This window comes from Streptomyces sp. NPDC001868, from assembly GCF_040297125.1.
Taxonomy (GTDB): Bacteria; Actinomycetota; Actinomycetes; order Streptomycetales; family Streptomycetaceae; genus Streptomyces.
This window is the reverse complement of sequence record NZ_JBEOYO010000086.1, coordinates 1-26,833: the sequence shown is the minus strand read 5'-3', so window position 1 is coordinate 26,833 and position 26,833 is coordinate 1. Positions and strand designations below refer to the sequence as shown.

24 protein-coding genes and 1 riboswitch are annotated in these 26,833 nt (G+C 71.5%); of the genes, 6 read left to right on the top strand and 18 right to left on the bottom strand.

Annotated features, from left to right (window positions below; genetic code table 11):
- Nucleotides 1-117: 117 nt before the first annotated feature.
- The 4 genes from ABT147_RS44820 to ABT147_RS44805 all read right to left on the bottom strand — a co-directional run bounded on the left by ABT147_RS44820 (nucleotide 118) and on the right by ABT147_RS44805 (nucleotide 4,156).
- Nucleotides 118-1,146: a 6-phosphofructokinase gene (locus tag ABT147_RS44820; RefSeq protein WP_351417772.1), complete on the bottom strand. Its 1,029-nt coding sequence runs from the start codon at nucleotides 1,144-1,146 to the stop codon at nucleotides 118-120.
- Nucleotides 1,147-1,319: 173 nt separating this feature from the next.
- A complete protein-coding gene (locus ABT147_RS44815) occupies nucleotides 1,320-1,967 on the bottom strand; it encodes a response regulator (RefSeq protein ID WP_351417779.1) in 648 nt (215 codons plus the stop codon).
- Nucleotides 1,968-2,029: 62 nt separating this feature from the next.
- Nucleotides 2,030-3,274 (bottom strand): MacS family sensor histidine kinase, encoded by a 1,245-nt coding sequence (macS, locus tag ABT147_RS44810; protein ID WP_351417770.1) that lies wholly within the window; start codon nucleotides 3,272-3,274, stop codon nucleotides 2,030-2,032.
- Between the two features lie 75 nt (nucleotides 3,275-3,349).
- Nucleotides 3,350-4,156, bottom strand: coding sequence for a lysophospholipid acyltransferase family protein (locus ABT147_RS44805; RefSeq protein WP_351417768.1), 807 nt, complete (start codon nucleotides 4,154-4,156; stop codon nucleotides 3,350-3,352).
- Nucleotides 4,157-4,398: 242 nt separating this feature from the next.
- Here ABT147_RS44805 and ABT147_RS44800 point away from each other — a divergent pair, with 242 nt between their 5' ends.
- Nucleotides 4,399-5,268, top strand: a complete 870-nt coding sequence (locus tag ABT147_RS44800) for an alpha/beta hydrolase (RefSeq protein ID WP_351417765.1) — start codon at nucleotides 4,399-4,401, stop codon at nucleotides 5,266-5,268.
- On the top strand, nucleotides 5,261-5,989 hold the full coding sequence (locus tag ABT147_RS44795; protein WP_502983281.1) for a hypothetical protein: 729 nt from the start codon (nucleotides 5,261-5,263) through the stop codon (nucleotides 5,987-5,989). Before ABT147_RS44800 ends, ABT147_RS44795 begins: the two co-directional genes overlap by 8 nt.
- 198 nt (nucleotides 5,990-6,187) lie before the next feature.
- Here the strand turns inward: ABT147_RS44795 and ABT147_RS44790 are convergent, their stop codons facing one another.
- From ABT147_RS44790 to ABT147_RS44765, 6 genes are all read right to left on the bottom strand, one after another.
- Entirely contained in the window at nucleotides 6,188-6,937 is a 750-nt protein-coding gene (locus ABT147_RS44790) for an endonuclease/exonuclease/phosphatase family protein (RefSeq protein ID WP_351417762.1), read from the bottom strand.
- Between the two features lie 167 nt (nucleotides 6,938-7,104).
- Nucleotides 7,105-8,058 carry an ROK family glucokinase gene (locus ABT147_RS44785; protein ID WP_351417760.1) on the bottom strand — a complete coding sequence of 318 codons (954 nt, stop codon included), beginning with the start codon at nucleotides 8,056-8,058 and terminating at the stop codon, nucleotides 7,105-7,107.
- 95 nt (nucleotides 8,059-8,153) lie between these two features.
- Nucleotides 8,154-8,675 carry a DUF5304 domain-containing protein gene (locus ABT147_RS44780; RefSeq protein ID WP_351417757.1) on the bottom strand — a complete coding sequence of 174 codons (522 nt, stop codon included), beginning with the start codon at nucleotides 8,673-8,675 and terminating at the stop codon, nucleotides 8,154-8,156.
- Nucleotides 8,676-8,732: 57 nt separating this feature from the next.
- Nucleotides 8,733-9,911 carry an ArsA family ATPase gene (locus tag ABT147_RS44775; RefSeq protein WP_351417755.1) on the bottom strand — a complete coding sequence of 393 codons (1,179 nt, stop codon included), beginning with the start codon at nucleotides 9,909-9,911 and terminating at the stop codon, nucleotides 8,733-8,735.
- A 250-nt stretch (nucleotides 9,912-10,161) separates the two neighbouring features.
- Entirely contained in the window at nucleotides 10,162-10,608 is a 447-nt protein-coding gene (locus ABT147_RS44770; RefSeq protein ID WP_351417752.1) for an SRPBCC family protein, read from the bottom strand.
- 83 nt (nucleotides 10,609-10,691) lie between these two features.
- Nucleotides 10,692-11,489 carry a metallophosphoesterase family protein gene (locus ABT147_RS44765; RefSeq protein ID WP_351417749.1) on the bottom strand — a complete coding sequence of 266 codons (798 nt, stop codon included), beginning with the start codon at nucleotides 11,487-11,489 and terminating at the stop codon, nucleotides 10,692-10,694.
- Nucleotides 11,490-11,811: 322 nt separating this feature from the next.
- On the opposite strand from ABT147_RS44765, the gene ABT147_RS44760 reads away from it, so the two are divergent.
- Entirely contained in the window at nucleotides 11,812-13,608 is a 1,797-nt protein-coding gene (locus ABT147_RS44760) for an AMP-dependent synthetase/ligase (RefSeq protein ID WP_351417747.1), read from the top strand.
- 22 nt (nucleotides 13,609-13,630) lie between these two features.
- On the opposite strand, the gene ABT147_RS44755 is transcribed toward ABT147_RS44760, so the two are convergent.
- Together ABT147_RS44755 and ABT147_RS44750 are read right to left on the bottom strand one after the other, a co-directional pair.
- The gene (locus ABT147_RS44755) at nucleotides 13,631-15,253 is read right to left on the bottom strand and encodes a GMC oxidoreductase (RefSeq protein WP_502983282.1); all 1,623 of its coding nucleotides are present in this window, start codon (nucleotides 15,251-15,253) and stop codon (nucleotides 13,631-13,633) included.
- Nucleotides 15,254-15,412: 159 nt separating this feature from the next.
- On the bottom strand, nucleotides 15,413-16,555 hold the full coding sequence (locus tag ABT147_RS44750; protein ID WP_351417742.1) for a glycosyltransferase family 4 protein: 1,143 nt from the start codon (nucleotides 16,553-16,555) through the stop codon (nucleotides 15,413-15,415).
- A gap of 208 nt (nucleotides 16,556-16,763) precedes the next feature.
- Between ABT147_RS44750 and ABT147_RS44745 the strand changes: the two genes are divergently transcribed.
- A complete protein-coding gene (locus ABT147_RS44745; protein WP_351417774.1) occupies nucleotides 16,764-17,999 on the top strand; it encodes a glycosyltransferase 87 family protein in 1,236 nt (411 codons plus the stop codon).
- 184 nt (nucleotides 18,000-18,183) lie between these two features.
- Here the strand turns inward: ABT147_RS44745 and ABT147_RS44740 are convergent, their stop codons facing one another.
- The 5 genes from ABT147_RS44740 to ABT147_RS44720 all read right to left on the bottom strand — a co-directional run bounded on the left by ABT147_RS44740 (nucleotide 18,184) and on the right by ABT147_RS44720 (nucleotide 23,776).
- Nucleotides 18,184-19,407, bottom strand: a complete 1,224-nt coding sequence (locus ABT147_RS44740) for a hypothetical protein (RefSeq protein WP_351417741.1) — start codon at nucleotides 19,405-19,407, stop codon at nucleotides 18,184-18,186.
- 75 nt (nucleotides 19,408-19,482) lie between these two features.
- Nucleotides 19,483-20,514 carry a C40 family peptidase gene (locus ABT147_RS44735; RefSeq protein ID WP_351417738.1) on the bottom strand — a complete coding sequence of 344 codons (1,032 nt, stop codon included), beginning with the start codon at nucleotides 20,512-20,514 and terminating at the stop codon, nucleotides 19,483-19,485.
- A 313-nt stretch (nucleotides 20,515-20,827) separates the two neighbouring features.
- A complete protein-coding gene (locus ABT147_RS44730) occupies nucleotides 20,828-21,865 on the bottom strand; it encodes a C40 family peptidase (protein ID WP_351417736.1) in 1,038 nt (345 codons plus the stop codon).
- Nucleotides 21,866-22,124: 259 nt separating this feature from the next.
- Nucleotides 22,125-23,468: an NYN domain-containing protein gene (locus ABT147_RS44725; RefSeq protein WP_351417734.1), complete on the bottom strand. Its 1,344-nt coding sequence runs from the start codon at nucleotides 23,466-23,468 to the stop codon at nucleotides 22,125-22,127.
- 68 nt (nucleotides 23,469-23,536) lie between these two features.
- Entirely contained in the window at nucleotides 23,537-23,776 is a 240-nt protein-coding gene (locus ABT147_RS44720; protein ID WP_351417732.1) for a hypothetical protein, read from the bottom strand.
- Nucleotides 23,777-23,974: 198 nt separating this feature from the next.
- On the opposite strand from ABT147_RS44720, the gene ABT147_RS44715 reads away from it, so the two are divergent.
- Entirely contained in the window at nucleotides 23,975-24,712 is a 738-nt protein-coding gene (locus ABT147_RS44715; protein WP_351417730.1) for a rhomboid family intramembrane serine protease, read from the top strand.
- Complete coding sequence (locus tag ABT147_RS44710) at nucleotides 24,709-24,990, top strand: Lrp/AsnC family transcriptional regulator (protein ID WP_033528170.1); 282 nt, start codon at nucleotides 24,709-24,711, stop codon at nucleotides 24,988-24,990. Before ABT147_RS44715 ends, ABT147_RS44710 begins: the two co-directional genes overlap by 4 nt.
- 69 nt (nucleotides 24,991-25,059) lie before the next feature.
- Here the strand turns inward: ABT147_RS44710 and ABT147_RS44705 are convergent, their stop codons facing one another.
- A complete protein-coding gene (locus ABT147_RS44705) occupies nucleotides 25,060-26,421 on the bottom strand; it encodes an aminotransferase class V-fold PLP-dependent enzyme (protein WP_351417727.1) in 1,362 nt (453 codons plus the stop codon).
- A 126-nt stretch (nucleotides 26,422-26,547) separates the two neighbouring features.
- Nucleotides 26,548-26,663: riboswitch (SAM riboswitch) on the bottom strand.
- Between the last annotated feature and the right edge of the window lie 170 nt (nucleotides 26,664-26,833).

Here is a 26,833-nt window from a genome sequence, read left to right as displayed (position 1 = left end):
GTTCCCCGCGCCCCTCAAGGGCCTTCGGCCCTTTCAGGGGCGCGGGGAACTGCGCGATCAGCCCCCACTCACCCGCACCCGCCAACGCACCGAAACCCCCGAGCCATTGGGCGCCCGTCAGCCGAAGAAGACGCCGACCTCCTCGTACAGCTTCGGGTCGACCGTCTTGAGGCGGGCCGTCGCGTCGGCGAGGGGGACGCGGATGATGTCCGTGCCGCGGAGGGCGACCATCTTGCCGAAGTCACGGTCGCGGACGGCGTCGATGGCGTGGAGGCCAAAGCGGGTGGCGAGCCAGCGGTCGAAGGCCGAAGGGGTGCCGCCGCGCTGGACGTGGCCCAGGACCGTCGTACGGGCCTCCTTGCCCGTACGGCGCTCGATCTCCTTGGCCAGCCATTCGCCGACCCCGGAGAGCCGGACGTGACCGAAGGAGTCGAGCGAGCCGTCCTTGAGGACCATCTCGCCGTCCTTCGGCATGGCCCCCTCCGCGACGACCACGATCGGCGCGTACGAGGCCTTGAAGCGGGACGTCACCCAGGCGCACACCTTGTCGACGTCGAAGCGCTGTTCGGGGATGAGGATGACGTTGGCGCCGCCGGCCAGGCCGGAGTGGATGGCGATCCAGCCGGCGTGCCGGCCCATCACCTCCACCACCAGCACGCGCATGTGCGACTCGGCGGTGGTGTGGAGGCGGTCGATGGCCTCCGTCGCGATGCCGACCGCCGTGTCGAAGCCGAAGGTGTAGTCCGTGGCCGAGAGGTCGTTGTCGATCGTCTTCGGGACGCCCACGCACGGCACGCCGTACTCGTCCGACAGCCGCGCGGCCACCCCGAGCGTGTCCTCGCCGCCGATGGTGATCAGCGCCTCGACCTCCTGCTTGGCGAGGTTCTCCTTGATCCGGCGGATGCCGTTCTCCTGCTTGAGCGGGTTGGTGCGCGAGGAGCCGAGGATGGTGCCGCCGCGGGGCAGGATGCCGCGTACTGCGGGGATGTCGAGGCGGACGGTGTCGTTCTCCAGCGGCCCCCGCCAGCCGTCCCGGAAGCCGACGAAGTCGTAGCCGTACTCCTGGACGCCCTTGCGGACGACGCCCCGGATGACGGCGTTGAGCCCGGGGCAGTCGCCGCCTCCGGTGAGTACTCCGACGCGCATGGAAATGTCCCTTCGCCGCGGTTGCTGACGAAGGCCACGCTAATAGTGATCCAGGTCACTTCGGCATGAACGGGAGGTCAATTCCGGCGAGTTCCAGTGAATTACGGCCGGTTGGGGGTGAGTTGATCGGTGTTGATCAAATCATCCTCACCCTATGGGGTGATTCAGGGCGTTTACTCATCGTCGAGTCCGCGCTCTATGGCATAGCGGACCAGTTCCACCCGGTTGTGGAGCTGGAGCTTGCCGAGGGTGTTCTGGACGTGGTTCTGGACCGTGCGGTGCGAGATGACGAGGCGTTCGGCGATCTGCTTGTAGCTCAGGCCCTTGGCGACGAGGCGGAGCACCTCGGTCTCGCGGTCGGTGAGTTGCGGGGCCTTGGGCTCGTCGGCGCCCGGCGCGGGGGCCGGCTCGGAGGCGAGTCGGCGGTACTCGCCGAGGACCAGGCCCGCGAGGCCGGGGGTGAAGACGGGGTCGCCCGCGGCCGTGCGGCGGACCGCGTCGATCAGCTCCTCCGTCGAGGCGGACTTCAGCAGATAGCCCGTCGCGCCGGACTTCACCGCCTCCAGGACGTCCGCGTGCTCGCCGCTCGCCGACAGGACCAGCACCCGCAACGCCGGGTTGGCGCCGACCAGTTCCTTGCAGACCTGCACGCCCGGCTTCGCGGGCAGGTTGAGGTCCAGGACGAGGACGTCCGGCGCGGCGGCGTGGGCGCGGCGGACCGCCTGCTCGCCGTCGCCCGCCGTGGCGACCACGTCGAAGCCGGCCTCCGCCAGGTCGCGGGCGACGGCGTCGCGCCACATCGGGTGGTCGTCGACCACCATGACCTTGATCGGGCCGCTTCCGCCGGGCCGTGCCTGTCCCTCGTCCACCGAGTTGTTCCGCGTCACCGCTTCTCCGCCTTCCCCCGTACGCCCTTCGGGGCCTCCGCGGCCCTGGGCACCTTCAGTTCGACTTCCGTGCCCTGTCCCGGCACCGAGATCAGTTCGGCCGTACCGCCGATGTCGCGCAGTCGTCCCCGGATGGAGAGGGCCACCCCGAGCCGGCCCTCGCCCTCGGCCTGGGCGAGCCGTCCCTCGGGGATGCCGGGGCCGTCGTCCCGTACGGTCACGATGATCTCGTCCGGCCAGTCCTCGACCAGGATCCAGGCCCGGGCCCCGTCTCCGGCGTGCGCGCGCACATTGTCCAGGGCGGCGCCGACGGCCGCCGCCAGCTCCCGCGCGGCCTCCGGGGCGAGCGGCACCGGGCCGCCGGGCTCGGAGAAGGTGACCGTCGCGCCGGCGTACGGGGCGAGGAGGGCCCGCAGATCCACGGGGCCCGTCGTGTCGTCGTCGGCGTCCGGTTCGTCGATCGCGCGGACGAGCGCTCCCTGGGCCGCGTCCTCCGACACCCGGGAGACGGGGACCAGGCCGCCGGAGACCAGGGTGCGCAGGGCGACCTCCTGCTCGCCGGCCATCCGGCCCAGCTCCGCGGACTCGCCGCCGAGGGCGGTGCCGCGCCGCTGGACCATGGCGAGGACCTGGAGGACGCTGTCGTGGATGTCCCGGGCGAGGCGTTCCCGTTCGCGGGTGGCGGCCTCGATCTCCAGGGCGCGGGCGAGGGTGCGCTCGGAGGCTCGGGCGACCTCGACGACGTACCCGATGGCGATGGAGGCGACCCAGACCAGCAGCACGTTGTGGATGGTGTCGCGGGTGGGGGCGCCCCGGTGGATCAGGTTGGCGACGGCGACGAGCGTCGAGGCGAAGGCGGCCCAGCGCCAGCCGCCCTTGATGGCGAAGGCCAGCACGGCGCCGGCGGTCCATATCGACGGCAGCGTGGGGCCTCCGGCCTCGATCCGCGCGGTCGAGTCGGCGATCCGGGTGAGCAGGATGCCGACGATCGCGATGGTGAGGTCGGCGGCGAGGAACCGCTTGGTGCAGCTGGCCGCGTTCGCGACCTTCGGCAGGGTGAGCAGGGTCCAGCCGGCCAGCACCGCGTAATAGGCGATGGCCAGCCAGGGGCGCTCGAACTTGTCGTACGCGCTGACGAAGAGGCCCACCGCGTAGATCATCGTCAGGACCCGGTACCCGGTCAGCGCACGCCACAGCGGCTGCTCGACCGACATCGTCATGACTCTCTCGCGCTTCGGCATGTCCCCCACCCCGCCCACCCGGCCCGCCCACGACGGTCGCGTCCGGGAACGCGACCGTACCCGGGAACGCGGCCGTTACGAAGCCGGCCGGTCCCTGTCCGCCCGGTCCTTCTCGGTCCGGGCCCTTTCCGCCTGTTCCCTGGCCGCCTGTTCCTTCTCGGCCTTGGCGAGGGCGGCCCTGGCGGCCTTGTCGGCCTCCTTCTCGGCCTTGGCGGCGTCCGCGATCTGCCGCTTGGCGGCGGTCGCGTAGATGTCGACGTACTCCTGGCCGGAGAGCTTCATGATCTCGTACATGACCTCGTCGGTCAGCGCCCGCAGGACGAAGCGGTCGTGCTCCATGCCCTGGTAGCGGCTGAAGTCGAGGGGCTTGCCGATGCGGATGCCGGGGCGCATCACCTTCGGCAGGACCTTGCCCGGGGGCTGGATCTTCTCCGTGTCGATCATGGCGACGGGGATGACGGGCGCACCGGTGGCGAGGGCCACGCGGGCGAGGCCACCGGGCTTGCCGCGGTAGAGCCGGCCGTCGGGCGAGCGGGTGCCCTCGGGGTAGATGCCGAACAGTTCGCCGCTCTCGATGACCTGTATCCCGCTCCTGATGGCGGCCTCACCCGCGCCGCGCGCGCCGGAGCGGTCCACGGGGAGCTGGCCGACCCCCTTGAAGAAGGCGGCCGTCAGCTTGCCCTTGATCCCGGGGGTGGTGAAGTACTCGGCCTTCGCGATGAACGTGACCTTGCGGTCGAGGACCGCGGGCAGGAAGAACGAGTCGGAGAAGGAGAGGTGATTGCTCGCGAGGATCGCGGCGCCCTCGGCCGGGATGTTCTCCAGGCCTTCCACCCAGGGCCTGAAGGTGACCTTGAGCGGTCCCCCGATAGCGACCTTCATCGCGCCGTACAACAACCGAGTGCCTCTCTGTGATCCGTGGAGGAGACCTTAACCCGGACGCCCGAGGAAGAGTCCGACAGGTCCGGCCGGTGTCGAACACCCCCGGGGTCCCCACCCGCTCCCCACCGGCGTCCTCACCCGCCCTCCACCGCGCGAAGCCCCTGGTCGGTGTCAGTGCGGTCGCGTACGGTGAACCACATCCGGACTCATTCACACCTTTCTCATGAACAGGAGACCGAACCGTGCCGGTCCTTCCTGGCGCCGAGCCGTACCACCACGAGGGCGGGGAGGTCGGAGTCCTCCTCTGCCACGGATTCACCGGGTCCCCGCAGTCGCTGCGCCCCTGGGCGGAGTATCTCGCCGCGCGGGGGCTGACCGTCGCGCTGCCGCTGCTGCCGGGACACGGCACCCGCTGGGAGGACCTCCGTCCGACCGGCTGGCAGGACTGGTACGCGGAGGTGGACCGCGAGCTGCGGGCCCTGCGCGAGCGCTGTGCGCACGTCTTCGTGGCGGGGCTGTCCATGGGCGGCGCGCTGGCGCTGCGGCTGGCCGCGAAGCACGGGGACGCGGTCGCCGGTGTGATGGTCGTCAACCCGGCGAACAAGGTGCACGGCCCGGCCGCGCACGCCCTCCCCCTGCTGCGGCACTTCGTCCCCACCACGAAGGGGATCACCAGCGACATCGCGAAGGAGGGTGTCGAGGAGCTGGGATACAGCCATGTGCCGCTGCACGCGGCGCACTCCCTGCGCAATTTCCTCCGTCTCGTCGACGGCGAACTGCCCCAGGTCACCCAGCCGTTGCTGCTGCTGCACAGCCCGCGGGACCATGTGGTGCCGCCCGTCGACTCCGAGCGGGTCCTCGGCCGGGTGTCGTCGACCGATGTCACGGAGATCCTGCTGGAACAGAGCCATCACGTCGCGACGTTGGACCATGACGCGGACCGGATCTTCGACGAGAGCCACGCGTTCGTCACCCGGCTCGTTACGGAGTCCGGAGCGGCGGGTGTGAAGGAGTCCGACGCGGAATCCGTACAGCAGTCTGATTCGGGGTCCGTGGAGCAGATCGGTCCGGGATCCTTGGAGCAGAGGGAAGGGACGGCCACTGGTGGCTGAGCACGACTCCGAGCGTGAGCCGGAGGAGAAGGGTGCGCCCCTCGGCGAGCGCCACGGCGACTCGCGGGGCGACTCCCCGGGCGGCTCCTCGGGCGGCTCCGCGGCCGGTTCCGCGGGCGCCTCGTCCGGCGACGTGCCGGGCGAGGAGCAGCAGGTGGGCGAGGAGCAGCACGTGCCGTTCGACGAGGACGCCGCGTGGCGGGCCATCGTCGCCGGGTTCGGCGACGAGCCGCCGGACCCGCCGGGCATCAAGCCGTTCAAGTCGGTGGAGGACCTGGCCCTGCTGGAGGCCGAGCCGGAGGACTCCGCGGACAAGTCGCCCGATGCCGCCGCCGGTCCCGCGGCCCCCAGGCCGCTGGGCAGCTCGGTGGCGTTCGCCCCCGGTGTCGGCTCGGGTCCGCGCGACTACAGCGTGCCCGACCCGGTCGGCGAGGACCCGGACACGGGCGACCGGGCCGACGACGAGGACGACGAGGGCCACTTCGTGCCGCCCGAGCCGCCCCCGCTGCCGGAGGCCGACGCGACCGCCAAGTTCGCCTGGCTGGGGGTGATCGGCGGCCCTGTCCTGCTGCTGCTCGCCGTCCTGCTCGGCTGGGAGATGACCTGGTGGCTCACCACCGTGGGCATCGGCGGCTTCCTCGGCGGCTTCGCGACGCTGGTGATGCGGATGAAGGGTGACGAGGAGGACGACGACGATCCGGGCCGGGGCGCGGTCGTCTGACTCATCAACGTCGACGACACGGGCTAGGCCCTGTCGTCAAATTCCCGCCGTCGCCCGAAGGGCGGCCCCGCGGCGTCAGGTGCGTGCTCTCGGCGTGCCGGGCCCTGACCCGCGTACTGGACGTACTTGGGTCAGGGCCCGGTGCGGCGAGAGTGCGTGCATGGCGTCGCGGGGCAGGCGGGAATGTGACGACAGGGCCTAGGGCTCGGCGGGGACTCTGAGGGCGGCCAGGACCGGCAGGTGGTCCGTGGCGGCCCTCAGGTCGTTCTCGGTGATGCCGGGGTGGTCCAGGGGGACGCCGCAGCCGAGGACCTCGATGCCGGGGGTGGCCAGGATCGCGTCAATGCGCTGGTGGGGGTCGGTGGGGGTGGAGCTGTACTCGCCGCCCCAGGGGGTGGTGGTCCAGCAGTCCTGGAGTTCGCCGGCGAGGCGGCGGAACGTGCTGCCGTGCGGGCGCTCGTTGAGGTCGCCGCCCGCGACCGCGTGCGTCACGCCTAGGCCGGCCAGCTGGTCGAGGAGCATGCCGCCCTGTTCGTAGCGCTCGTCCTGCTGCAGGGAGAGGTGGCAGGACAGGACGCCGAGGCGGGCGCGGCCGAAGCGGACCACTGCCGTGGCGAAGCCGCGTCGGTGCAGGCCGGGGGTGAGCGGCAGGAGGACGTCCTCGGTGTGTTCGACCGTGGCGCGGAGGTTGCACAGCAGCGCGGGGCCGGAGGCGGTGGCTCCGCCGGAGAGGGTGACCAGGCCGGAGGCCGCGGCCAGCCTCGCGAGCTTCTTGCGCCAGCGGAAGAAGCGGGGGGCTTCCTGGATGAGGACCAGGTCGGGGGCGCAGGCGGTGATCACTCGGGCGAGGGCGTCCGTGTCGTCCCGCATGGAGCGGATGTTGTAGCTGAGGACGCGGATGGTTGCCGAACCGTCGGGGTTCGTGCGGGAGTTGGGGAGCGGCGGCATGTGGATCAAGATACGCCTAAGAGCTCGGGGGTATTTGTCCGTTTGCGAGTGCCGGTGCGTCGTGGTTGTTCGCGCAGTTCCCCGCGCCCCCAAAAAAAGCGTGCGGTTTGAAGATCGGCGGGCTTCCCGCGCCCCGAGAAACGGGGCGCGGGGACGGCGACCGGTGTCTACATGATCGGGTCGGGTTCTCTCGCCAGGTCGGCCGCGCCCACCAGGCCCGCCTCGTTGCCGAGTTGGGCGGCGATGACGTCGGCGACCGGGCGCCAGTTGCCGCCGACCAGCCAGCGCTTGTAGGACTTGCGGATCGGGTCGAGGACCAGCTCGCCCTCGTCGGAGAGGCCGCCGCCGACGATGAAGGCGGAGGGGTCGAAGAGGGAGGCGAGGTCGGCGAGGCCGGCGCCGGCCCAGCGGGCGAGTTCGCGGTAGGAGTCGACGGCGACCGGGTCGCCCTGGCGGGCGGCCATGGAGATGTGCTTGCCCTCGATGCCCTCGGGGGTGCCGTCGCCGAGGCCGAGGAGGAGCTCCGCGTTCTCGGGGGTGGCGTTGGCGCGCTGCTTGGCGTACCTGACCAGGGCCCGCCCGGACGCGTACTGCTCCCAGCAGCCCTGCGAGCCGCAGCCGCACAGCAGCCCGTCCGGGACTATGCGGATGTGGCCGAACTCGGCGGCCACGCCGTAGTGACCGCGGCGCAGCTTGTTGCCGATGATGATGCCGCCGCCGAGGCCGGTGCCGAGGGTGATGCAGATGACGTTGCGGTGGCCCTTGCCGGCGCCGAACTTGTACTCGCCCCACGCGGCGGCGTTGGCGTCGTTCTCCACGACGACCGGCAGGCCCACGCGGGTCTCGACCTTCTCCTTGAGCGGCTCGTTGCGCCAGTCGATGTTGGGGGCGAAGTAGACCGTCGACCGCTGGCGGTCCACGTAACCGGCCGCGCCGATGCCGACACCGACGATCTCGTGACCGGCTCGCGCGCCCTCGACGGCGGCGGCGATGGCGTCCACGATCCCGTCGGGCGTGCCCGGGGTCGGCACCTTGTGGGTCGAGAGGATGTTGCCTTCCTCGTCGACCACACCGGCCGCGATCTTGGTACCGCCGATATCGACGCCGATGGTGAGTCCCATGAATCCCTCAGTTTCGGTCGAGCCCCGCTACGGCCAACCGTACCCGAGCCCCTGCCCCGGAACTCCCGACGTCCGCCGGGCGGACGGGCCCGCCGTCAGTCCAGGTCGATGCGTTCTCCGGGGCCCGGATCGTCGCCCTGGCCGCGGCCTTCCCGGTGAGCGGTGTCCCGGTTCGTCCAGCGGCGCTCCTGGGCCTCGACGGCGGAGCGGTACGCGGCGAGCAGTTCGTTGCCCGCGGAGGCGAGATGGTCGAAGACGTCCGGGTTTCGTTCGATGACCGGTTCGACGGCGGCCTTGGCCTGCCGGACGACCTGGCTGACCACCTGCTGGGCCGCGCCGCCCGCGACCGCGCCGAGCAACGGCGACTGCAGCCCGGACAGCTTGTCCGCGACGGTGTCGACGAGCCTGCGCAGTTCCTCGGCGGCCGAGCCCGGCGGCGGCCCGTACTTCGCCCGGCGGCGGGCCTTCTCCGCGACGAGATCCTCCTCGCACGCCGTCGCCCAGGCGTCGGCGTCGGTCGCGCGCACCCGGTCGGTCGCACGGTCCTGCTCGGCCGACCGCGCCTCCTCGGCCGGGTCCTGACGACCGGCGTCGGACGTGGGGCGCTCTTCGCTCATGGCGGGCTCCTGCCTACGGTTCGTACCTTCGACGTTACCCGAACGGGCGTATGCGGTTCACCGTGTCCGGGGCCACAACTGCGGGTCCGGCGCGAAACGGATCCTCAGTTCGCCGTCGCGCAGGGCCGCGCCGTCGACGGTGCAGCGGCGCAGTGCCGACGGCAGCGGAACGATACGGCGGAACTGGCCCGCCGTGACGACCAACTCGTCGCCGCGCCGGATGAGATCCAGCTCGTCCCGTATCGCGCCGGGCAGCGGGATGTGCCATACGAGCACGCCCTCGTCCCCGAGGTGGTCGGTGACGGCCCAGGCGACGCGGTCGGGAGCGTCACCCGCACCGGGGACGCCGAGGGCGGTGAGGTCGTCGACGCCGCGGGGGTCGTGGCCGAGGTGGGCGACGCCCCGTACGGGACGGGCCTGTCCCGACTCCCGCCACTCCTCGCACACCTTGCGCTGCTGGGCGACGAGGCCGGCGAGCCAGGTGTCGTGCGTGGCCTCGGGCAGGACGCGGTTGGCGATCAGCAGGTCCACGGGGACGGCCCGCAGGGCGAGTCCGACACCCGCGAGGCGTACGTGGTCGGCGCCGGCCGGGCCCGGCTCCGCGACCAGCCGCACGCTCGTCCCCGGGTCCTCGACGACCGCCGCGACGGCGGCCAGTTCGACGTCCCAGCGGGCGGCCGTCTCGTACAGCCACTCGGCGGGCATCGGGACCCCGGCGAGCCGGCCGAGGACCGGGCGCAGTGCGCGGGCTGCCTGGCGTTCGGGCGGGAGGAGCCGCCGCAGATACCTCCGCAGCTCCTCCGGGAGACCGAGCAGCGCTAGTGCCTGCGGTACGGGGGGCAGGTCGACGACGAGCAGGTCGTACGCCTCCGACAGCGCGGCGTCGCGCAGGGCCCGCAGCAGGGCGAGTTCCTCGGCGCCGGGGAGGGGGGTGAGTTCCTCGGCGTCCAGGCGTCCCGCGCCCAGCAGATCGAGCACGGACGAGGCGCGTTCCTGGAAGGCGACGAGGTCCTGCCGGAAACGGTCCACCGCGTCGGGTCGCCACGCGGTGAGGTTCGGTGCGACCCGGACGGGCTCCGCCCCGGTCGCCACCCCGAGCACCGCCCCCAGGCTGTCGGTGCGGTCCGCGCTCAGCACGAGTGTCCGCGAGCCGTCGCGTGCCGCCTCGACGGCCGTGGCCGCCGCGACCGTCGTACGGCCGCCGCCGCCTTGCCCGGTGATCAGGATGGTGCGCATGGGGGTGAACGGTAACCCAGCGGTGGACACCCGGACGCCGCGCCGGGGCCCGGCGGGGGGGGTGGGAGGCGCTCACCGGCGCTGACGGGGTGCCGTCGCGCCCACCCGTGCCGCCCCAGCGGCACGACTGCCCGCAGCTGGGGCGAGGGAGAGGGGAAAGAGGGCGAAGCCGGATCTCCAGAGGCGCGGGGAACGGCGCGACCAGCCACCAACCCCCCGCGGCCGCGACACGGCAGAGCCCCCTGAGCGACTAGGCGCCGGCCCCCGACTCCACCCGCTTCTTCAGCCCCGCCAGGGCCCGGTCGATGATGACCTTCTCCGCCTTGCGCTTGATCATGCCGAGCATGGGGATCTTGACGTCGACGGTGAGCTGGTAGGTCACCTCGGTGACCGAGTCGCCGACCGGCTTGAGGATGTAGGAGCCGTCGAGGGAGCGGAGCATCTGGGACTTGACCAGCGTCCAGGAGACCTCGTTCGCCCCGGTCCAGGTGTACCCCAGCGTCTGGTCGTCCTTGATCGCGCCCGCGTCCATGACGAGCCGGACCTGCTCGGCCCGCCCCTGCTCGTCCGTCCGGAGGACCTCCGCCTCCTTCACCTCTCCCGTCCAGTCCGGGTAGCGGGCGAAGTCGGCGATCACTCCCATGACGTCGGCCGCCGCAGCCTCGATCGTGATGCTCGAACTGGTGAATTCCGCCATCGCCGTGGCTCCTCCAGAGACTGTCCGGTGAGGGAGGTGGGTGCGCACGTATGTGCAGCGTGAAGGCTACCGCTTGCGGGGACTCACCATTCCAGCGCCCACGGCTTCCCGCTCCCCGCGAAGTGCCCCACGTTCACACACTCGGTCGCCCCGATCCGCATCCGCCGCGCCAGCGGCTGGTGGACATGGCCGAACAACGAGTACCGGGGCCGGGTCTTCCGGATCGCGTCCAGCAGCGCCCGGCTCCCCCGCTCGAAGCGGCGCGCCACCGTGTCGTAGACCAGCTCGGGGACCTCCGGCGGGATGTGGGTGCAGAGCACGTCCACCTCCCCCACCGCCTCGATCTTCGCGGCGTACTCCTCGTCGCTGATCTCGTACGGCGTGCGCATGGGCGTACGGAGCCCGCCGCCCACGAAGCCGAAGACCCACCCCCCGATCTCCACCCGCTCGCCGTCCAGCACGGTCGTCCCCGGTCCCGCGTACTCGGGCCACAGCATCGGCATGTCGACGTTGCCGTAGGTGGCGTACGTCGGGGTGGGGAAGGCCGCGAACATCTCGGCGTACTGCTTGCGGACGGCCTTCTCGATGACCGTGGAGCGCTCCTCCCCGATGCCCGCCCACAGCCGGGCCCCGAGGTCGCGGGCCTCCTCGAAGCGGCGGGCGGTGCGCAGTTCGACGAGCCGGGTGGCGTTCTCGGCGCCGAAGAGGTCGGGGAAGATGCCGCGGGAGTGGTCGGCGTAGTCGAGGAAGAGGACCAGGTCGCCCAGACACACCAGGGCGTCGGCGCCCTCGCCGGCTCGGGCCAGATCGCGTGCGTTGCCGTGCACGTCGCTGACCACGTGGATGCGCGTTCTGCCGTTACCGCCCGGTGTGCGTGCCATGGCGATCAAGCGTAGGCGTGTGCGGCATACGTGAACAGAGCCGGTCGGACGTGCGGTTACTGGCCAGTCAGCAAGTGGGGGGATTATTCTTCCCGGGGAGAACCCCCATGTGTGACGCGGAGAACATCTCGCCCGGCCCCCCTCGCGTAGAAGCCATACCGGCGGGTAACGTCCGGGCAGTCCAGTTGTGCTCAGGTTTTCAACCAGTAGGAACCGCAGTACGAAGAACGAGGTGGGACCTGAGCGCTCTCCCAGCCTTGGACCGCACCGTCGCAGCACACAGTCCAGTCGTGGCGCCGGCGCCCTATGAGGAGCAGCAGTCTTGCGCGAGTTCAGCCTTCCGGCTTTGTACGAGGTCCCGACGGACGGCAATCTGACCGACATCGTCCGTAGAAACGCCGCGCAGCATCCCGATGTCGCCGTCATCGCCCGCAAGGTGGGCGGCGCCTGGCAGGATGTCGACGCCGTGCAGTTCCTCACCGAGGTCCGGACGGCCGCCAAGGGGTTCATCGCCGCCGGGGTCCAGCCGGGCGACCGCGTCGCGCTGATGTCCCGTACGCGGTACGAGTGGACCCTGCTGGACTTCGCGATCTGGTCGGCCGGCGCGGTGACCGTGCCGGTGTACGAGACCAGCTCGCCGGAGCAGGTGCAGTGGATCCTCGCCGACTCGGGCGCGACCGCCATGATCGTGGAGCTGGACGGGCACTCGGCCGCCGTCGAGTCGGTGCGTGACCGGCTGCCCGCGCTGAAGCACGTGTGGCAGATCGAGGGCGGTGGGGTGGAGGAGCTGGGCCGCCTCGGCCAGGGCGTCACCGACCAGGCCGTCGAGGAGCGCAGCTCGCTGGCTAAGGCCGACGACCCGGCGACCATCGTCTACACCTCCGGCACCACCGGCCGCCCGAAGGGGTGCGTCCTCACCCACCGCAGTTTCTTCGCCGAGTGCGGGAACGTGGTGGAGCGGCTGCGCCCCCTGTTCCGTACGGGCGAGTGCTCGGTGCTGCTCTTCCTCCCGCTCGCGCATGTCTTCGGGCGGCTCGTGCAGGTCGCGCCGATGATGGCGCCGATCAAGCTGGGCACCGTCCCGGACATCAAGAACCTCACCGACGAGCTGGCCTCCTTCCGGCCGACGCTGATCCTCGGTGTGCCGCGGGTGTTCGAGAAGGTCTACAACTCGGCGCGGGCCAAGGCGCAGGCGGACGGCAAGGGCAAGATCTTCGACAAGGCCGCGGACACGGCGATCGCGTACAGCAGGGCGCTGGACACCGCGTCGGGCCCGGCGCTAGGTCTGAAGATCAAGCACAGGGTTTTCGACAAGCTCGTCTACAGCAAGCTGCGGGCGGTCCTCGGCGGCAAGGGCGAGTACGCGATCTCGGGCGGCGCCCCGCTGGGCGAGCGCCTCGGCCACTTCTTCCGCGGTATCGGCTTCACGGTCCTGGAGGGCTACGGCCTGACCGAGTCCTGTGCGGCGACCGCGTTCAACCCCTGGGACCGGCAGAAGATCGGTACGGTCGGGCAGCCGCTGCCGGGTTCCGTCATCCGGATCGCGGACGACGGGGAGGTGCTGCTGCACGGCGAGCACCTGTTCAAGGAGTACTGGAACAACCCGGGCGCGACCGAGGAGGCGCTGGCCGACGGCTGGTTCCACACCGGTGACATCGGCACTCTCGACGAGGACGGCTACCTCAGCATCACCGGCCGCAAGAAGGAGATCATCGTCACCGCGGGCGGCAAGAACGTCGCCCCGGCCGTGATCGAGGACCGGATCCGGGCGCACGCCCTGGTCGCGGAGTGCATGGTGGTGGGCGACGGGCGGCCCTTCGTGGGCGCGCTGGTCACCGTCGACGAGGAGTTCCTGGGCCGTTGGGCCGCCGAGCACGGCAAACCGGTGGGCTCCACCGCGGCGTCGCTGAGTGCGGACGCCGATCTGAACGCGGCCGTGCAGGCCGCGATCGACGACGGCAACGCCGCGGTGTCGAAGGCGGAATCGGTGCGGAAGTTCCGCATTCTGTCCTCCCAGTTCACGGAGGAGTCGGGCCACCTGACGCCGTCCCTGAAGCTGAAGCGCAACGTGGTGGCGAAGGACTACGCGGACGAGATCGAGGCGATCTACCAGAAGTAGCAACCCAGACAGGCCGGTTGGCTCATGGCGCGGTGTCCTCCACGAGGATCCGCGCCATCGTGCGTTCGGCGAGCGCGGTGATCGTGACGAACGGGTTCACCCCGATCGAGCCGGGCACGAGCGAGCCGTCGGTGACGTACAGCTTCGAATACCCCTTCACCCTCCCGTAGTTGTCGGTCGCCTTCCCCAGTACGCAGCCGCCCAGCGGGTGGTACGTGAAGTCGTCGGCGAACACCTTGTTGGACGAGCCGAACAGGTCGTACCGGTAGATCGTGCTGTTGGCCGCGTTGATCCGGTCGAAGAGCTTCTTGGCCATGGCCGAGGAGACCGCGCCCTGGGCGGCGCTCCAGCCGAGCTTCGCCGAGTCGCTCGCGGCGTCGTAGGTGAAGGACGCGCGCTCGGTGTTCTTGGTGATCGCGAGATAGAGACTGACCCAGTGTTCGAGGCCCGTGGGCAGCGGGGCGATCTCGGCGAAGACGGGGTTGGCGGTGTTGGCCCAGTCGTCGATGCCCATGACCGGCATGGTCGACTGGTTCGCCCCGACGGTGTCCCACAGATGGTTGGCCCGGCCGAGCATCACATTGCCGTTGGAGCCCCAGCCCGCGCCGACAGCGGCGTCCAGTGCGGGGAGGGTGCCCTTCGCCCGCGCCCGGACGAGGAGTTCGGTGGTGCCGACGCTGCCGGCGCCGAGGAAGAGGTAGGCGCAGCCGTACTCCTTGGTCTCGACGACCGCGCCCGTGCCGTCGATGCGGTCGACGGTGACGACGTACGTCCCGTCGCCGAGCCTGCGGATGCCCCGGGCCCGTTCCATGGTGTGGATGGTGACGTTGCCGGTGCCGAGGGCGGCGGCGAGGTAGGTCTTGTCGAGGCTCTTCTTGCCGTGGTTGTTGCCGTAGATGACCTCCCCGGCGAGGGCGGACTTGGTGGCGGTGCCCGCCGCCTCGCGCTGCATGTACCCGAAGTCGTAGACGCTCGGCACGAAGGTGGTCCTCAGGCCGGTCTTCTCGGCGTGGGCCCGGGAGATCCGGCTGAAGCGGTACCACTCCGTGGACTCGAACCACGCGGGGTCGACGGTGTTGACGCCGAGCATGGTGCGGGCGCGCGGGAAGTACGTGGCGTACATCTCGGCGGTGTCGACGGTCGGGAACTGTTCGGCGAAGTACGACCGGAGGGGGGTGACGGCCATGCTGCCGTTGACCAGGGAGCCGCCGCCGACGCCGCGGCCCAGGAAGACCGACATGTTGGCGTAGCGGACGCGGTCCAGGACGCCGGGGTAGGGGCTGATGTCCCGGTTGACGACGTCCAGCCAGAGGAAGGTGGCGAGCGGGGCCTCGGTCCGGGTCTTGAACCACATGGACCGCTCGTCCGGCTCCTTGGTCGAGCAGAAGATCTTGCCGTCGGAGCCGGGGGTGTTCCAGGCCCGGCCCATCTCCAGGACGACGGTGCGGATACCGGCCTGGCCCAGCCGGAGGGCGGCGACGGCGGCGCCGTAGCCGGAGCCGATGACGATCGCGGGGGCGTGGTCGACCGCGTCGGGCTCGGCGGCCCGGGCGGACTGGAGGCCGATGCGGGTGAAACCGAGGGTGGCCGCCGTCTGGAGGGCGGCCATACCAAGTATGTGACGTCTCGTCAGCTGACGTTGCATCAGTTTTGCTGTCATGTGCGCAGCATGTGCGGATTTTTCGGCTCCGGCTAGGGGGTCGGCCGGTTTTGGGACGCCATCCGGGGTGCCACTGTGCGTCGTCGGCGGCTGCGGGTTGTTCGTGGCCGGTCGCGCAGTTCCCCGCGCCCCTGGTCGGCTGCCCTACAGCAGCGCCTTCAAGTGCTCCGCCAGCAGGTCCCAGCGCCATTTCTCCTCGACCCACTCCCGTCCCCGCTGTCCCATGCGGGCCCGCAGCTCCGGGTCGCCGAGGAGGGTGGTGACGCGTTCGGCGGTGTCGGTCGGGGAGGTGCCGCGGACGACCCAGCCGGTCTCGCCGTCGAGGACGGCGTCGGGGGCGCCGCCGGAGTCGCCCGCGACGACGGGGAGGCCGGTCGCGGAGGCCTCCAGGTAGACGATGCCGAGCCCCTCGACGTCCAGGCCTCCCCGGCGGGTGCGGCAGGGCATGGCGAAGACGTCTCCGGCGCCGTAGTGGGCGGGCAGCTCGGACCAGGGGACGGCGCCGGTGAAGCGGACGGACTCGGCGACCCCGGTCTCGTGGGCGAGCCGCCGCAGCTCCTTCTCGTACGGGCCGCCGCCGACGATCAGCAGCACCGCGTCCGGCTCCTGGGCGAGGATGCCGGGCATCGCCCGGATCAGCGTGTCCTGCCCCTTGCGCGGCACGAGGCGGGAGACGCAGACGACGACCGGGCGGTCGGTGAGCCCGAGCCGGGCGCGGACCTCGTCGCCGCCGGAGCCGGGGTGGAAGGTCTTCTCGTCGACGCCGGGCGGCAGCTGGACCATGCGTCCGGCCGCCTCGGGGGTGAGGGCCGTGGCGATCCGGGAGCGGGTGTACTCGCCCAGGTAGGTGATCGTGTCCGTGCCCTCGCCGATCCGCCGCAGCAGCTGCCGGGCGGCGGGCAGCTGCGCCCAGCCCGCCTCGTGACCGTGCGTGGTGGCCACCAGCCGCTTCGCGCCCGCCCGGCGCAGCGCGGGGGCCATCAGGCCGAGCGGGGCCGCCGCGCCGAACCACACCGACGTACAGCCGTGCTCGCGCAGCAGGGAGACCGCACGGCGGGTGACGGCGGGCGTCGGGAGCAGCATGGTCGTGCGGTCGCGTACGACGGTGAAGGGCTGCTCGGCGTCGAAGGCGGCCGTCGCCTCGACGCCCTCCCGGCCCCGCTTCCAGGTCGACGCGTAGACGACGATCCGCTCGGGGTCCAGCCGCAGCGCCATGTTGTGCAGAAACGCCTGGATGCCCCCGGGCCGGGGCGGGAAGTCGTTGGTCACGATCAGGGTCTTGTGCATCGCCGCCGACCCTACCGAACCGGCGTCGGCCCACCGCCCCCAGGCACGTCCACACCGCCCCGGGCACATCCCCACCCGGCCCGGCCATGCTTCACGGCCGCTTCACAGGCCGGCGGGGGATCATGTCCCTCACAGGCGCTCCTCCACAGGCGCTCCCCCACAGGCGCGAACCGGAGCGCGGACGGAGACAGGGACTGACGTGGCTCAGATGGACATGACGGGCTCTCGACGGCTCCCGTTCGGGCTGCTCACGCTCTGGGGCGCGACCCGGCTGCTCCTGCTGCTGTTCGTCTTCAAGGTGTACGTGTTCCCGGGCCCGGACGTCACCAGCGACGTCTCGGTGATCTACCAGGGCTGGTACGAGACCCTGCGTGCGGGAACGTATCCCCTGGACGACGTCACCTGGCAGTACCCGCCCGCCGCCGCCCTCGCGATCCTCTCCCCGGCGCTGCTGTCCTTCCTGGACTACGCGTCGGCGTTCTTCGTCCTCGCCTTCCTCGCCGACCTGGCGGTGCTCGCCCTGCTCCTGTACGCGGGCGGGCGGCCCGGGAAGACCTGGCGCGGCGCCCGGGTATGGGCGGTGGGCCTGCCGCTGCTCGGCCCGACGGTGTACGCCCGCTACGACGTGATGGTGACGGCGGTGGCGGTCGCGGCCCTCCTCGCCGGCAGCCGCCATCCGCGCGTGATGGGGGCGCTGACGGCCTTCGCGGCCCTGCTGAAGGTCTGGCCGGCGCTGCTGCTCCTGGGCGCCCGCGGGCGTACGGCCTGGGCCTGGGCGGCGGGTACCGGGCTCGCGGTGGCCGCGCTCTTCACCGTCTCCATGCCGGGTGCCTTCGCCTTCCTGACGTTCCAGCGGGACCGGGGCACCGAGGTGGAGTCGCTGGGCGCGCTCGTCTTCCATGTGGCCCGGCGGTTCGGCTGGGACGGCGAGGTGCTGCTGAACTACGGCTCGGTGGAATTCCTCGGCGCGTATGTGGACGCCGTGAGCGACGCGGCCCTGCTGCTGAGCGGGGTGGCCTTCGCGTGGCTGCTGCTGTGGCGGGTGCGGGCGCGGCGGTTCGCGGCGCACACGCTCGCGGACGCGGCGTTCGTGGCGGTGCTGATGTTCACGGCCACGAGTCGGGTGATCAGCCCCCAGTACATGGTGTGGCTGGTCGGTCTCGCGGCGGTGTGCCTCTGCTTCCGGGCGAGCCGGATGGTTGTGCCGGGCGCGCTCGTCCTGGTCGCGTCCTTCGTGACCGTGCTGGAGTTCCCGATCTGGTTCGCGCATGTCGTCGCCAGCGACTGGTTGGGCATCAGCCTCCTCTTCGTCCGCAACGGCCTCCTTGTCGTGGCCGCGTTGCTCGCCGCGTTCGAGCTGTGGCACGGCACGGTGCCGTCCCGGGCCGCCCCGACGCCCCTCCCGGGCCGGGACGCCCGCGCGAAGGCGCCGCTGGGTTCGTGAGGCGGCCTGGGGTGCGATTTCGACTGCGGGTCCGGTGGGGGCTGGCCGCGCAGTTCCCCGCGCCCCTGAAAAGCGGGGGCTGCGCCCCATGCTTTTCAGGCCCGCAGGGGCCTGATCTTTTCAGGGGCGCGGGGAACTGCGCGAGAAGCCCCACAGGGCCGCACCCGACAACGCACCCGACGCCTCACCCCAACTGAGCCCGCACGTACTCCCGCCACCGCCCGGTGAAGTCCTCCACCGTCGTCCCCAGCACTTCCTTCAGGGCGTCCTCAACGGCCCCCTCCCGCCCCTCGTGCGCACCGACCGCCCGGTAGAACTCGTCGAGGCGGACCTCGCCCCAGTGGTCGGCGATGAGACGGCAGGCCAGCCAACCGCTCTCGTAGGCCTGGGCGAGCCGCCCGGAGTCGTCGGAGAAGCCGAAGTCGGCGTCGGCGGGCAGGGCGGACGGGACCCGGTCCTCCGCCACGGCGCGGCCCAGCTCGGGGGCCACCTCGGGCGCCGTACGGCCCGTCCCCCGGTAGCCGACCCAGTCGGCGTAGCCCTCGGAGAGCCACAGGGGGGTCGCCGCGTTGGTGTGGGCGCGGGTGGCCACATGGGTCGTCTCGTGGGTGAGGACGACCTGCCTGCCGAGGTCACCGAGGAGGGCGTACGCGTCGGGGTTGATGACGATCCGGTCCGCCGGCGCCTTCGAGGCGCCCCCCGCCTCCCCGGTGGTGACGGCGGCGATCCCCCGGTACCCGGACGCGGGCGCCCCCAGCAGCTCCGCCATCTCCTCCAGTGACTCCGGTACGACGACCACGACCCGCCGCGCCCAGTCCTCGCCCCACGCCTCCGTGACGGCGGGCACGGCCCGGTCCGCCAGCCCCGCGTACTCCCGCAGGGCCTCGGCCGACCGCCCGACCCCCAGGACGAGGCTCCGCTCCCCGCGCACGGCCCGTATCCGCCCCTGCTCCCACAGCTGTGCGGTGCCCTTCCGGGAGGGCTCGTCGGCGGCGACCCGCCACGCCCCGTCGTCGTCCCGGACGAGGGTCAGGGTCCGGGCGGCGGTGACGGGCGCCCGGTCGTAGCCGCGGATCCGGTAGCGCAGGGCCGCCTCGGCCGTGGCCCGGTCGCCGGAGCGACGGAAGGCGGTGAGGCCGTACGACCAGGAGGACAGCGGCAGGCTGCGGAGATTCGCGAACTCGGCCTCCCCCGTGGCCAGTTGGCCGGCGACGGAGGAGGTCGGCGCCTCGGTGGCGCGGTACGCCGTCCCGTCCCGCTCCAGGACCGCCGCGGCCCGCCGGTCGAGCATCCGCTCCACGTCGGCGCGGGCGGAGTCGGGCGGCGCGGCGGCGCCGCAGCCGACGAGCAGGGCGAGAGCGAGGCAGACCCCTGCGACTCCCGGGAACACACGCCTTCTGAAGGCCACGTTCCCGATCGTACGGGGACCCGGTCACCGTACGGCAGGGCGGCCGGGTCCCGCGCGGGCGGGACCCGACGGCGGTCAGGGGCGGGTGACCGAGGCGATCGGCATCATGCCGACGGGGTCGTAGCGGACCGGGGCGCCCGGGTAGGGGGCGTGGATGACCTGTCCGTTGCCGACGTACATGCCGACATGGCTGGCGTCGGGCCGGTAGGTGACGAGGTCGCCGGGCTGGGCCTGGGAGAGCGGGACCTGGGTGCCGGCGTACCGCTGGGCCTGCGAGGTGCGCGGCAGACCGACGCCGGCCTGTCCGTAGGACCAGACCATGAGGCCGGAGCAGTCGAAGCCGTGCGGGCCGGTGGAGCCCCACACGTACGGCTTGCCTAGGGCCGAGCGGGCGGCGGCGACGGCGGCGGCCGCGCGGCCGTTGGGGGCGACGGCGCCGGAGAGGTCGGGCATGTCGGTCCGGCCGGAGGCGGTGGAGCGGGAGCCGCGGTCGAACTCGGCGCGTTCCTCGTCCGGGAGGGAGTTCAGCAGCCGCCGGGCCGCCGCGAGCTTCGCCTCGACGGCCCGCTTGTGCTGGGCCACGGCCTTGCGGCTCTTCTCCAGCTCGGTGAGCTTGTCACTGGCCTCCGCGCGGTTCTGGGAGAGGTCGCGCATCGCCTGCTGGAGATCGTGGAGTTCGCCTGCCTGGTGGGCGCTGATGCGGTCCAGGGCGGCGGCCGTGTCGAGGTAGTCGTCCGGGTCGTCTGAGAACAGTAGGGCGATCGACGGGTCGACGGCGCCGGAGCGGTACTGGGCGCCGGCGAGCGAACCCAGCGACTCCCGCATGGCGTTGATGCGGTCCTGCTGCCGGGCGATCGAGTCCTGCGCGGTGCCGACCTGGTCGCGCAGCTTGTCGGCGCGCTCGTCGGCCTTGTTGTAGGCCTCGGTGGCCTGCTCGGCCTCCTCGTACAGCCGGTCCACCTCGGCCCGGGTGTCGTCGTGCGGCGCGGCGGCGGCCGGCTGGACGGGGATGGCGCCGAGGGCGGCGGCAGCGGCGGACAGCACACCGAGGGCGGCGGCCGCGCCCCGGTCGAACCCGGACGGTACAAGGCGACTGTGGGACACCACGGGAAGCCGCACTCCCTTCGACGGTGGACAGGGCCCTCCCCCGTTGGCCGGAGGGCGGCCCCGGAGGGGGCGTACTCACGGCGAGTGAGGGAAGCGCGGCCGACAGTAGCCGCGCGACCGTGTCCCAGCCAAAGACCTCCGCGGCAACACAGCGTGACGTCCGGCCTGGGACCCAGGTCACCAGCGGGGGAAGGGGTCAGCACGGGGTGCGGGAATTCGCCCGTTCGGGCGGCCCTGTGTCCTGATCTTGAAGAAGAACAGGGCCGATCGTCACACAGTGTGACGATCGGCCCTGTTCGAGGCGGAGCGGGCGTCAGCCGACGACGCGGACACCGAACTGGAAGCTGCCGATGGTGCTCATCGACTCGTAGCGGACGACCTTGCCCGGGTAGGGGGCGTGCAGGACCATGCCGTTGCCCGCGTAGAGGCCGACGTGTCCCAGGTTGTTGAAGAAGACCAGGTCGCCCGGCTTGAGAGCGTCCCGGCCGATCTTCGTGCCGTCGTTCTGCTGGGTGTACGTGGTCCGGGTGATCGAGACACCGGCCTGGGCGTAGGCCCACTGGGTCAGGCCGGAGCAGTCGTAGGAGTTGGGGCCGCTGCCACCGGAGACGTAGGGCTTGCCGACCTGGGTGCCGGCGGCGGCGAGTGCGGCGCCGCCGTAGTTGGAGGCGGGCGCCTCGTCGCCGAGTTCGACGCGGTCCCCGGCGTCGCGGCTGGCGCGGGTCTCCTGCTCGTCCAGAGCGGCCTTCTCCTCGGCCGTCAGGGTGTTGAGGAGCCTCTGCGCGGCGGCCAGCTTGCTCTGGACTTCCTTCTTCTTGTCGGCCAGGGTCTCGCGGGTCTCCGCGAGGTCCTCCAGCTTCTCCGTGGCCTCCTGGCGCTGCTGCGCGAGTGTGCGCTGCTTCTCCTGGATCTTCTTCAGCGACTCGACCTGCTGGCTGGTCAGCTGGTCGAGCGTGGCGGCCTTGTCCAGGTAGTCGTCCGGGTCGGCGGAGAGGAAGAGCTGGATCGAGGAGTCGATGCCGCCCGAGCGGTACTGGGCGCTGGCCGCCAGGCCTATGCCCTCACGCAGCTCGTTGAGGTCTTCCTGACCCTTGGCGACGTTGTCCTGGATCGTGGAGATCTCTTTTTCGAGCTTCTCCTGCTTCTCCTCGGCCCCGTTGAGCTTGTCGGTGGCCCGCCCGGCGTCCTCGTAGAGCTTGTGGACCTTGGCCTGGACGTCGTCCTTGCTCGGCTTCTCGGCGGGCGCGGCGTTGGCGGCCTGCGAGGTGAGGGCCACGGCAGCGGCGGCAGCGGTGGTGAGCACGGTCACACGCGTACGGCTCGGCTGCTTGGGACGACGGTGGGACGCCACGGTAGGTGAACTCCTTCATGTGAGCGACCGGCCGGCCAGGACTCCGGCGACGATCACCCGTTCAGAGGTTTGAGCCCAGACCCTAGTGACCTAGTGGTGATCACTTCAAATCCCCCACAGGAAAATTCCCGTCCCGCGGCGCACAATTTACACTCAACGCACATGCAGTAACGCTCGGTTGACGCAACGTCGCGCAACACTTCCGTCAATTCGGGCATAAGGCCTGTTCGTTACTGTTGGGGCGGACGGTATCGAGGGGTCAGGAAAGCCTCTTGAGGAGCACAGCGGACGCCACCGGGCGGGCCCCCGCCTTGGCGATCCCGTCGGCCACCTCACGGTCGGTGGAGACGACGATGACCGGCCGGCCGGGCGGCTCGGCGCGCACCAGCTGGCGGATCAGTTCGTCGGCCGTGACACCGGGCTTGGAGAAGAGCACCCGCACCCCGCGCGGCGGCGCGAGCAGCACCGGCGCTGCCAGCTCCGCCCCGTCGAAGACACAGGTGACCTCGGCACCGGTCTGCGCGGCGAGCTGCGAGAGCTGGCCGAGGAGCCTGAGCCGCTGCTTCTCCAGCGGCATCTGCGGATAGCCGGTCTTGGTGACGTTGTAGCCGTCGACGACGAGATGCGCCTGCGGCAGCGCCAGCAACTGGTCCAGGATCGCCGGGTCGTTCTCCGACAGCGCGCGGGCGGCGATGTCCTTCGGGGTCATCCGCCCCGGCTCGACCGCGTCGACGGTCTCGGCGGGCCGTACGGAGACCGGCGGCAGCGCCAGCTCCCGCCTGAGCCCCTGGGCCGCGTCCAGCACGGTGTCGAGGAGCAGCCGTACGCGCATGTCCTCGACGCTGCGGCCCTCGCGGGCGGCCCGCCGGGTGGCCTCCAGGGCGGCCTCGGCCTCGCCGAGCCGGGACTTGAGCCGCCGGGTCTCGCTCTCGGCGGCGGACACCTGGGCATGCCCCTCGGCACGTACGGTGTCCAGCTCGGCGTGCAGCTTGCGCAGGGCGGCCTCGCCGCGCTTGACGTCGCTGAGGGCGGCCCGGAGCTTGCGGTGCATCGAGTCGGCCTCCTTCTTCGCCGACTCCAGCTCCGCGCGCAGCCGTTCCGTCTCGGTCTTGGTGTGGCCGCGGGCCTCGGCGAGCTGCTCGCGCAGCCGCTCCAGCTCGGCCCGGCTCTCCTCGTCGGCCCGCTCGGCGTCCGCCCGCTGGGCCTCCTCGCCGGCGGCGGCGACCAGTTTCACCCAGCCCGTGGGGCGCAGTACGTAGGCCGCGGCCGCCACGTCCAGCGGGTCCGCGGCCGGGGGCGGCGCGCCCGTGTCGAGGGCGCCGGCCAGCTCCGGGTGGGCCTCCCGGAACCGCTCTCCGATCCGCTGTCTGAACAGCGTGTCGGCCTCCACGGCGGCGGCCATCGCGTTGCCCGCGAACTTCACCCGGCGATTCGGGGTGAACCGGGCGTACTGCCTGAGCTGTGCGGGCAGTTCGGCGACGGTGAGCCCGCCGAAGCCGTCGGAGACGATCTGCACGACGCGTTTGCGGACGCCCTCGGGCAGCGGACGGTCGAGCACCTCAGCGGCGCCGTCGCCCGGCCCCCCGCCTGCGCTCTCCACCATCCGTCACACCCCATCTCTAGCGGGGCCTTCCCCCACTCGGCTTCGCTCGAGCGGGGGGACCCCCATCCTCAGGAGCCGGCGCCCGGCCTGTCCACGAGTTCCACCTGGTCCACGGCGTTGCACCAGCGGCAGCGCACCGACTCGATGGTCTCACTCACCACGTCGCGCTCCTCGACCTCGGGCTTCCCGGCGAGGTCGAGATGAACGTACTCGACGACCTTCGACGAGCGGGTCACGTCGAACCGCGTGAGGTTGCCACAGAGCGTGCAGCGCCAGCGGGTGGTGTCCGTCGGCAGGGGAACCGTCATCGTGGCTGCTCTTCCTTCTTCCAGTCTCCGTGAAGCGCCGGTGTCCCGGTGCGTGTGGCTCGTAACCCTACGGCCTGACCGGTACTCGACGCCCGTTCACCTGTGGCGTCGGCGCCGATTGCGTCCGGCTGTGCGGCCGATGCCCGAGGGCGGCGAGGCGGTCTGTGCGGGTGAGTCCCGTTACGTCATGCTCTGCTCATGATCGGCAAGTGGAGCACCTCGGCCGCCCGGGCCGTACGAAACGAGTCGGCGCCGGTGACGTACGGGCTGATCGCCGTCTGCTGTGCGATCTTCCTGATCGGGCCGGCGGCGGGCCTCAACCCCGGGTACGGCACCGGGGACGAACTGCTCGCCGCGCAGCGGGCGTACTTCCGCCGCTGGGGCGTCGTCCCCGTCGAGCTCTTCGGCGGCACCCCGCGCGCGGCGCTCAGCCCTCTCACCGCGCTCTTCGTCCACGGCAGCTGGCTGCACCTCCTCGGCAACATGCTCTTCCTCTTCGTCTTCGGGGCGATGGCCGAGGAACGCATGGGCCATGTGGAGTTCGCCCTCTTCTACGTGGGCTGCGGCTATCTCGCGCTGGTGGCGTACGCGGTGGCACACGCCGGGTCGCCGCAGTCGCTGGTCGGTGCGTCGGGGGCGATCTCGGCGGTCCTCGGCGCGTTTCTCTTCCTGTTCCCCAGGGCGCGGGTGACGAGCCTGCTCCCCTTCCTTTTCTTTCTCCCGCTGCGCTTTCCGGCGTGGGTGACCCTGCCGTTCTGGGCGAGCCTGCAGTGGCTGGCCGCGGGGCGGCAGACCTCGGGGCCGGGGGTCGCCTATCTGGCGCATCTGGTGGGGTTCGGACTGGGGTTCGTCTACGCGTGGGGGCGTTATGGGCGTAGGGCTAGAGTGAAAGCGAATGCCTCAGTTCCGGCCCCCGAGGGAGAACACCAGCCGTGATCACCGCGATCGTGCTCATCAAGACCAGCGTGGACCGGATCCCGGAGATCGCGGAGTCGATCGCCGCGCTCGAAAGTGTGAGCGAGGTGTTTTCGGTGACCGGTACGTACGATCTGGTCGCCATGGTCCGGGTGAAGGCCCATGACGATCTGGCCGATGTGATCCCCGGGTCCATCAGCAAGATTCCGGGTGTGCTGGGGACGGATACGCATGTGGCGTTCCGGACGTACTCGCAGCATGACCTCGAGGCGGCGTTCGCCATCGGATTGGACGGGTAACGGTCGTACGGCGGGTGCGGGTGAGTGGGGGCTGGTCGCCCGGGTGAAGGTGGGATCAGCCGCTGAGGGTCAGACGGCAGGGACGCAACGCCCGTCCTCCGTGCGGTAGTTCCACTGGGCGCCGTCGCGCACGAGCTCCTTCACCGCGCCCACGAACCGCTCCACGTGCTCGTCGGGGGTGCCCGCGCCGAAGCTCACCCGGATCGCGTTGAGGGACCGCTCGCCGGGCGCGGCGTCGGGGGCCCCGCACTCGCCCTGGGTCTGGGGGTCGCTGCCGAGGAGGGTGCGGACGAGGGGGTGGGCGCAGAAGAGGCCGTCGCGTACGCCGATCCCGTACTCGGCGGAGAGCGCGGCGGCGAAGTGGGAGCTGTTCCAGCCCTCGACGACGAAGGAGATGACGCCGACGCGCGGGGCGTCGTCCCCGAAGAGGGACAGGATGCGGACCTCGGGCACCTCGGCGAGTCCGGCGCGTACGGCGTCGATCAGATACCGCTCGCGGGCGACCAGCGTGTCGAACCCGGCCTCGGTGAGGGCCTTGCAGGCGGAGGCGATGGAGTAGGCGCCGATCACGTTCGGCGAGCCGGCCTCGTGCCGGGCGGCGCTCTCGTGCCACTCGACGTCCACGCCGCCGTCGGTGCGCCGGGTCACCTTGCGGGAGGCGCCGCCGCCGGCGAGGTACGGCTCGGCCGCGGTGAGCCAGTCGGCACGGCCGGCGAGGACGCCCGACCCGAAGGGCGCGTACAGCTTGTGGCCGGAGAAGGCGACCCAGTCGACATCCAACTCCCGTACGGAGACGGGGTGGTGGGGCGCCAGCTGAGCCGCGTCGAGCACGATCCGCGCGCCGTGCGCGTGCGCGGCGGCGGCCAGCTCGCGCACCGGCCAGATCTCCCCGGTGACGTTGGAGGCACCGGTGACACACACCAGCGCGGGCCCGTACGGGTCGCGGCCCGCGAGGGCGGTCTCCAGGGTGGCGACGGCCTGCTCCGGCGTCCGGGGCGCGTCCAGGTACGTCACCCGCGCGTTCCGCCAGGGCAGCAGCGAGGCGTGGTGCTCGGTCTCGAAGACGAAGACCTGGCAGTCGGCGGGGAGGGCGGCGGCGAGGAGGTTCAGCGAGTCGGTGGTCGACCGGGTGAAGACGACCTGGTCGCCGTCCCGGCAGTCGAGGAACTCGGCGACGGTCTTCCGGGCGTTCTCGAAGAGGTCCGTCGACAGCTGGGAGAGGTAGCCGGCGCCCCGGTGCACGCTGCCGTAGTACGGCGCGTACGCCGCCACGTCGTCCCACACGCGCTGCAGGGCGGGGGCGCTGGCCGCGTAGTCGAGGGCGGCGTAGGTGACCTCGCCGCCGGTGACGAGCGGGACGGTGACATCTCGGCCCAGAACGGGCAGTGGGGCACAAACGGACTGGGTGGCGGCAGCGGTGGAGACAGACATGGCGAACTCCCGTGAGAGGGCATGCGGAAGGAAGGCATGCCGAAGAAAGAGAGAAAGAGAAAAGGGTGCGCGGAGGCGGGGCTCGGCGGCCCTATCGCATTCGCTTGCTCACGGAAGACTCCCTCGAAACCGCGCTTGCCGTAGACCTCGCTGCCTACGGCCCGGTCTTCACCCGGGGCACCCCGCCACGGACGGAGGGTTGCCGGACAGCCAGCCGGGGCTATGGGCTGTCACTCATGACCTGCCGAAAAACGTACGTGATGTGATCGCCGCGTCGCAACTTCTGTCCGGATGGCGGGATGGGGCGCCTGAGGGGTCGGGGGTTCGGGTGCGTGGGCGAGTGCGGGTGCGTGGGGCTTCTCGCGCAGTTCCCCGCGCCCCTGAAAAGCAGGGGCCTGAAGCTTTTAGGGGC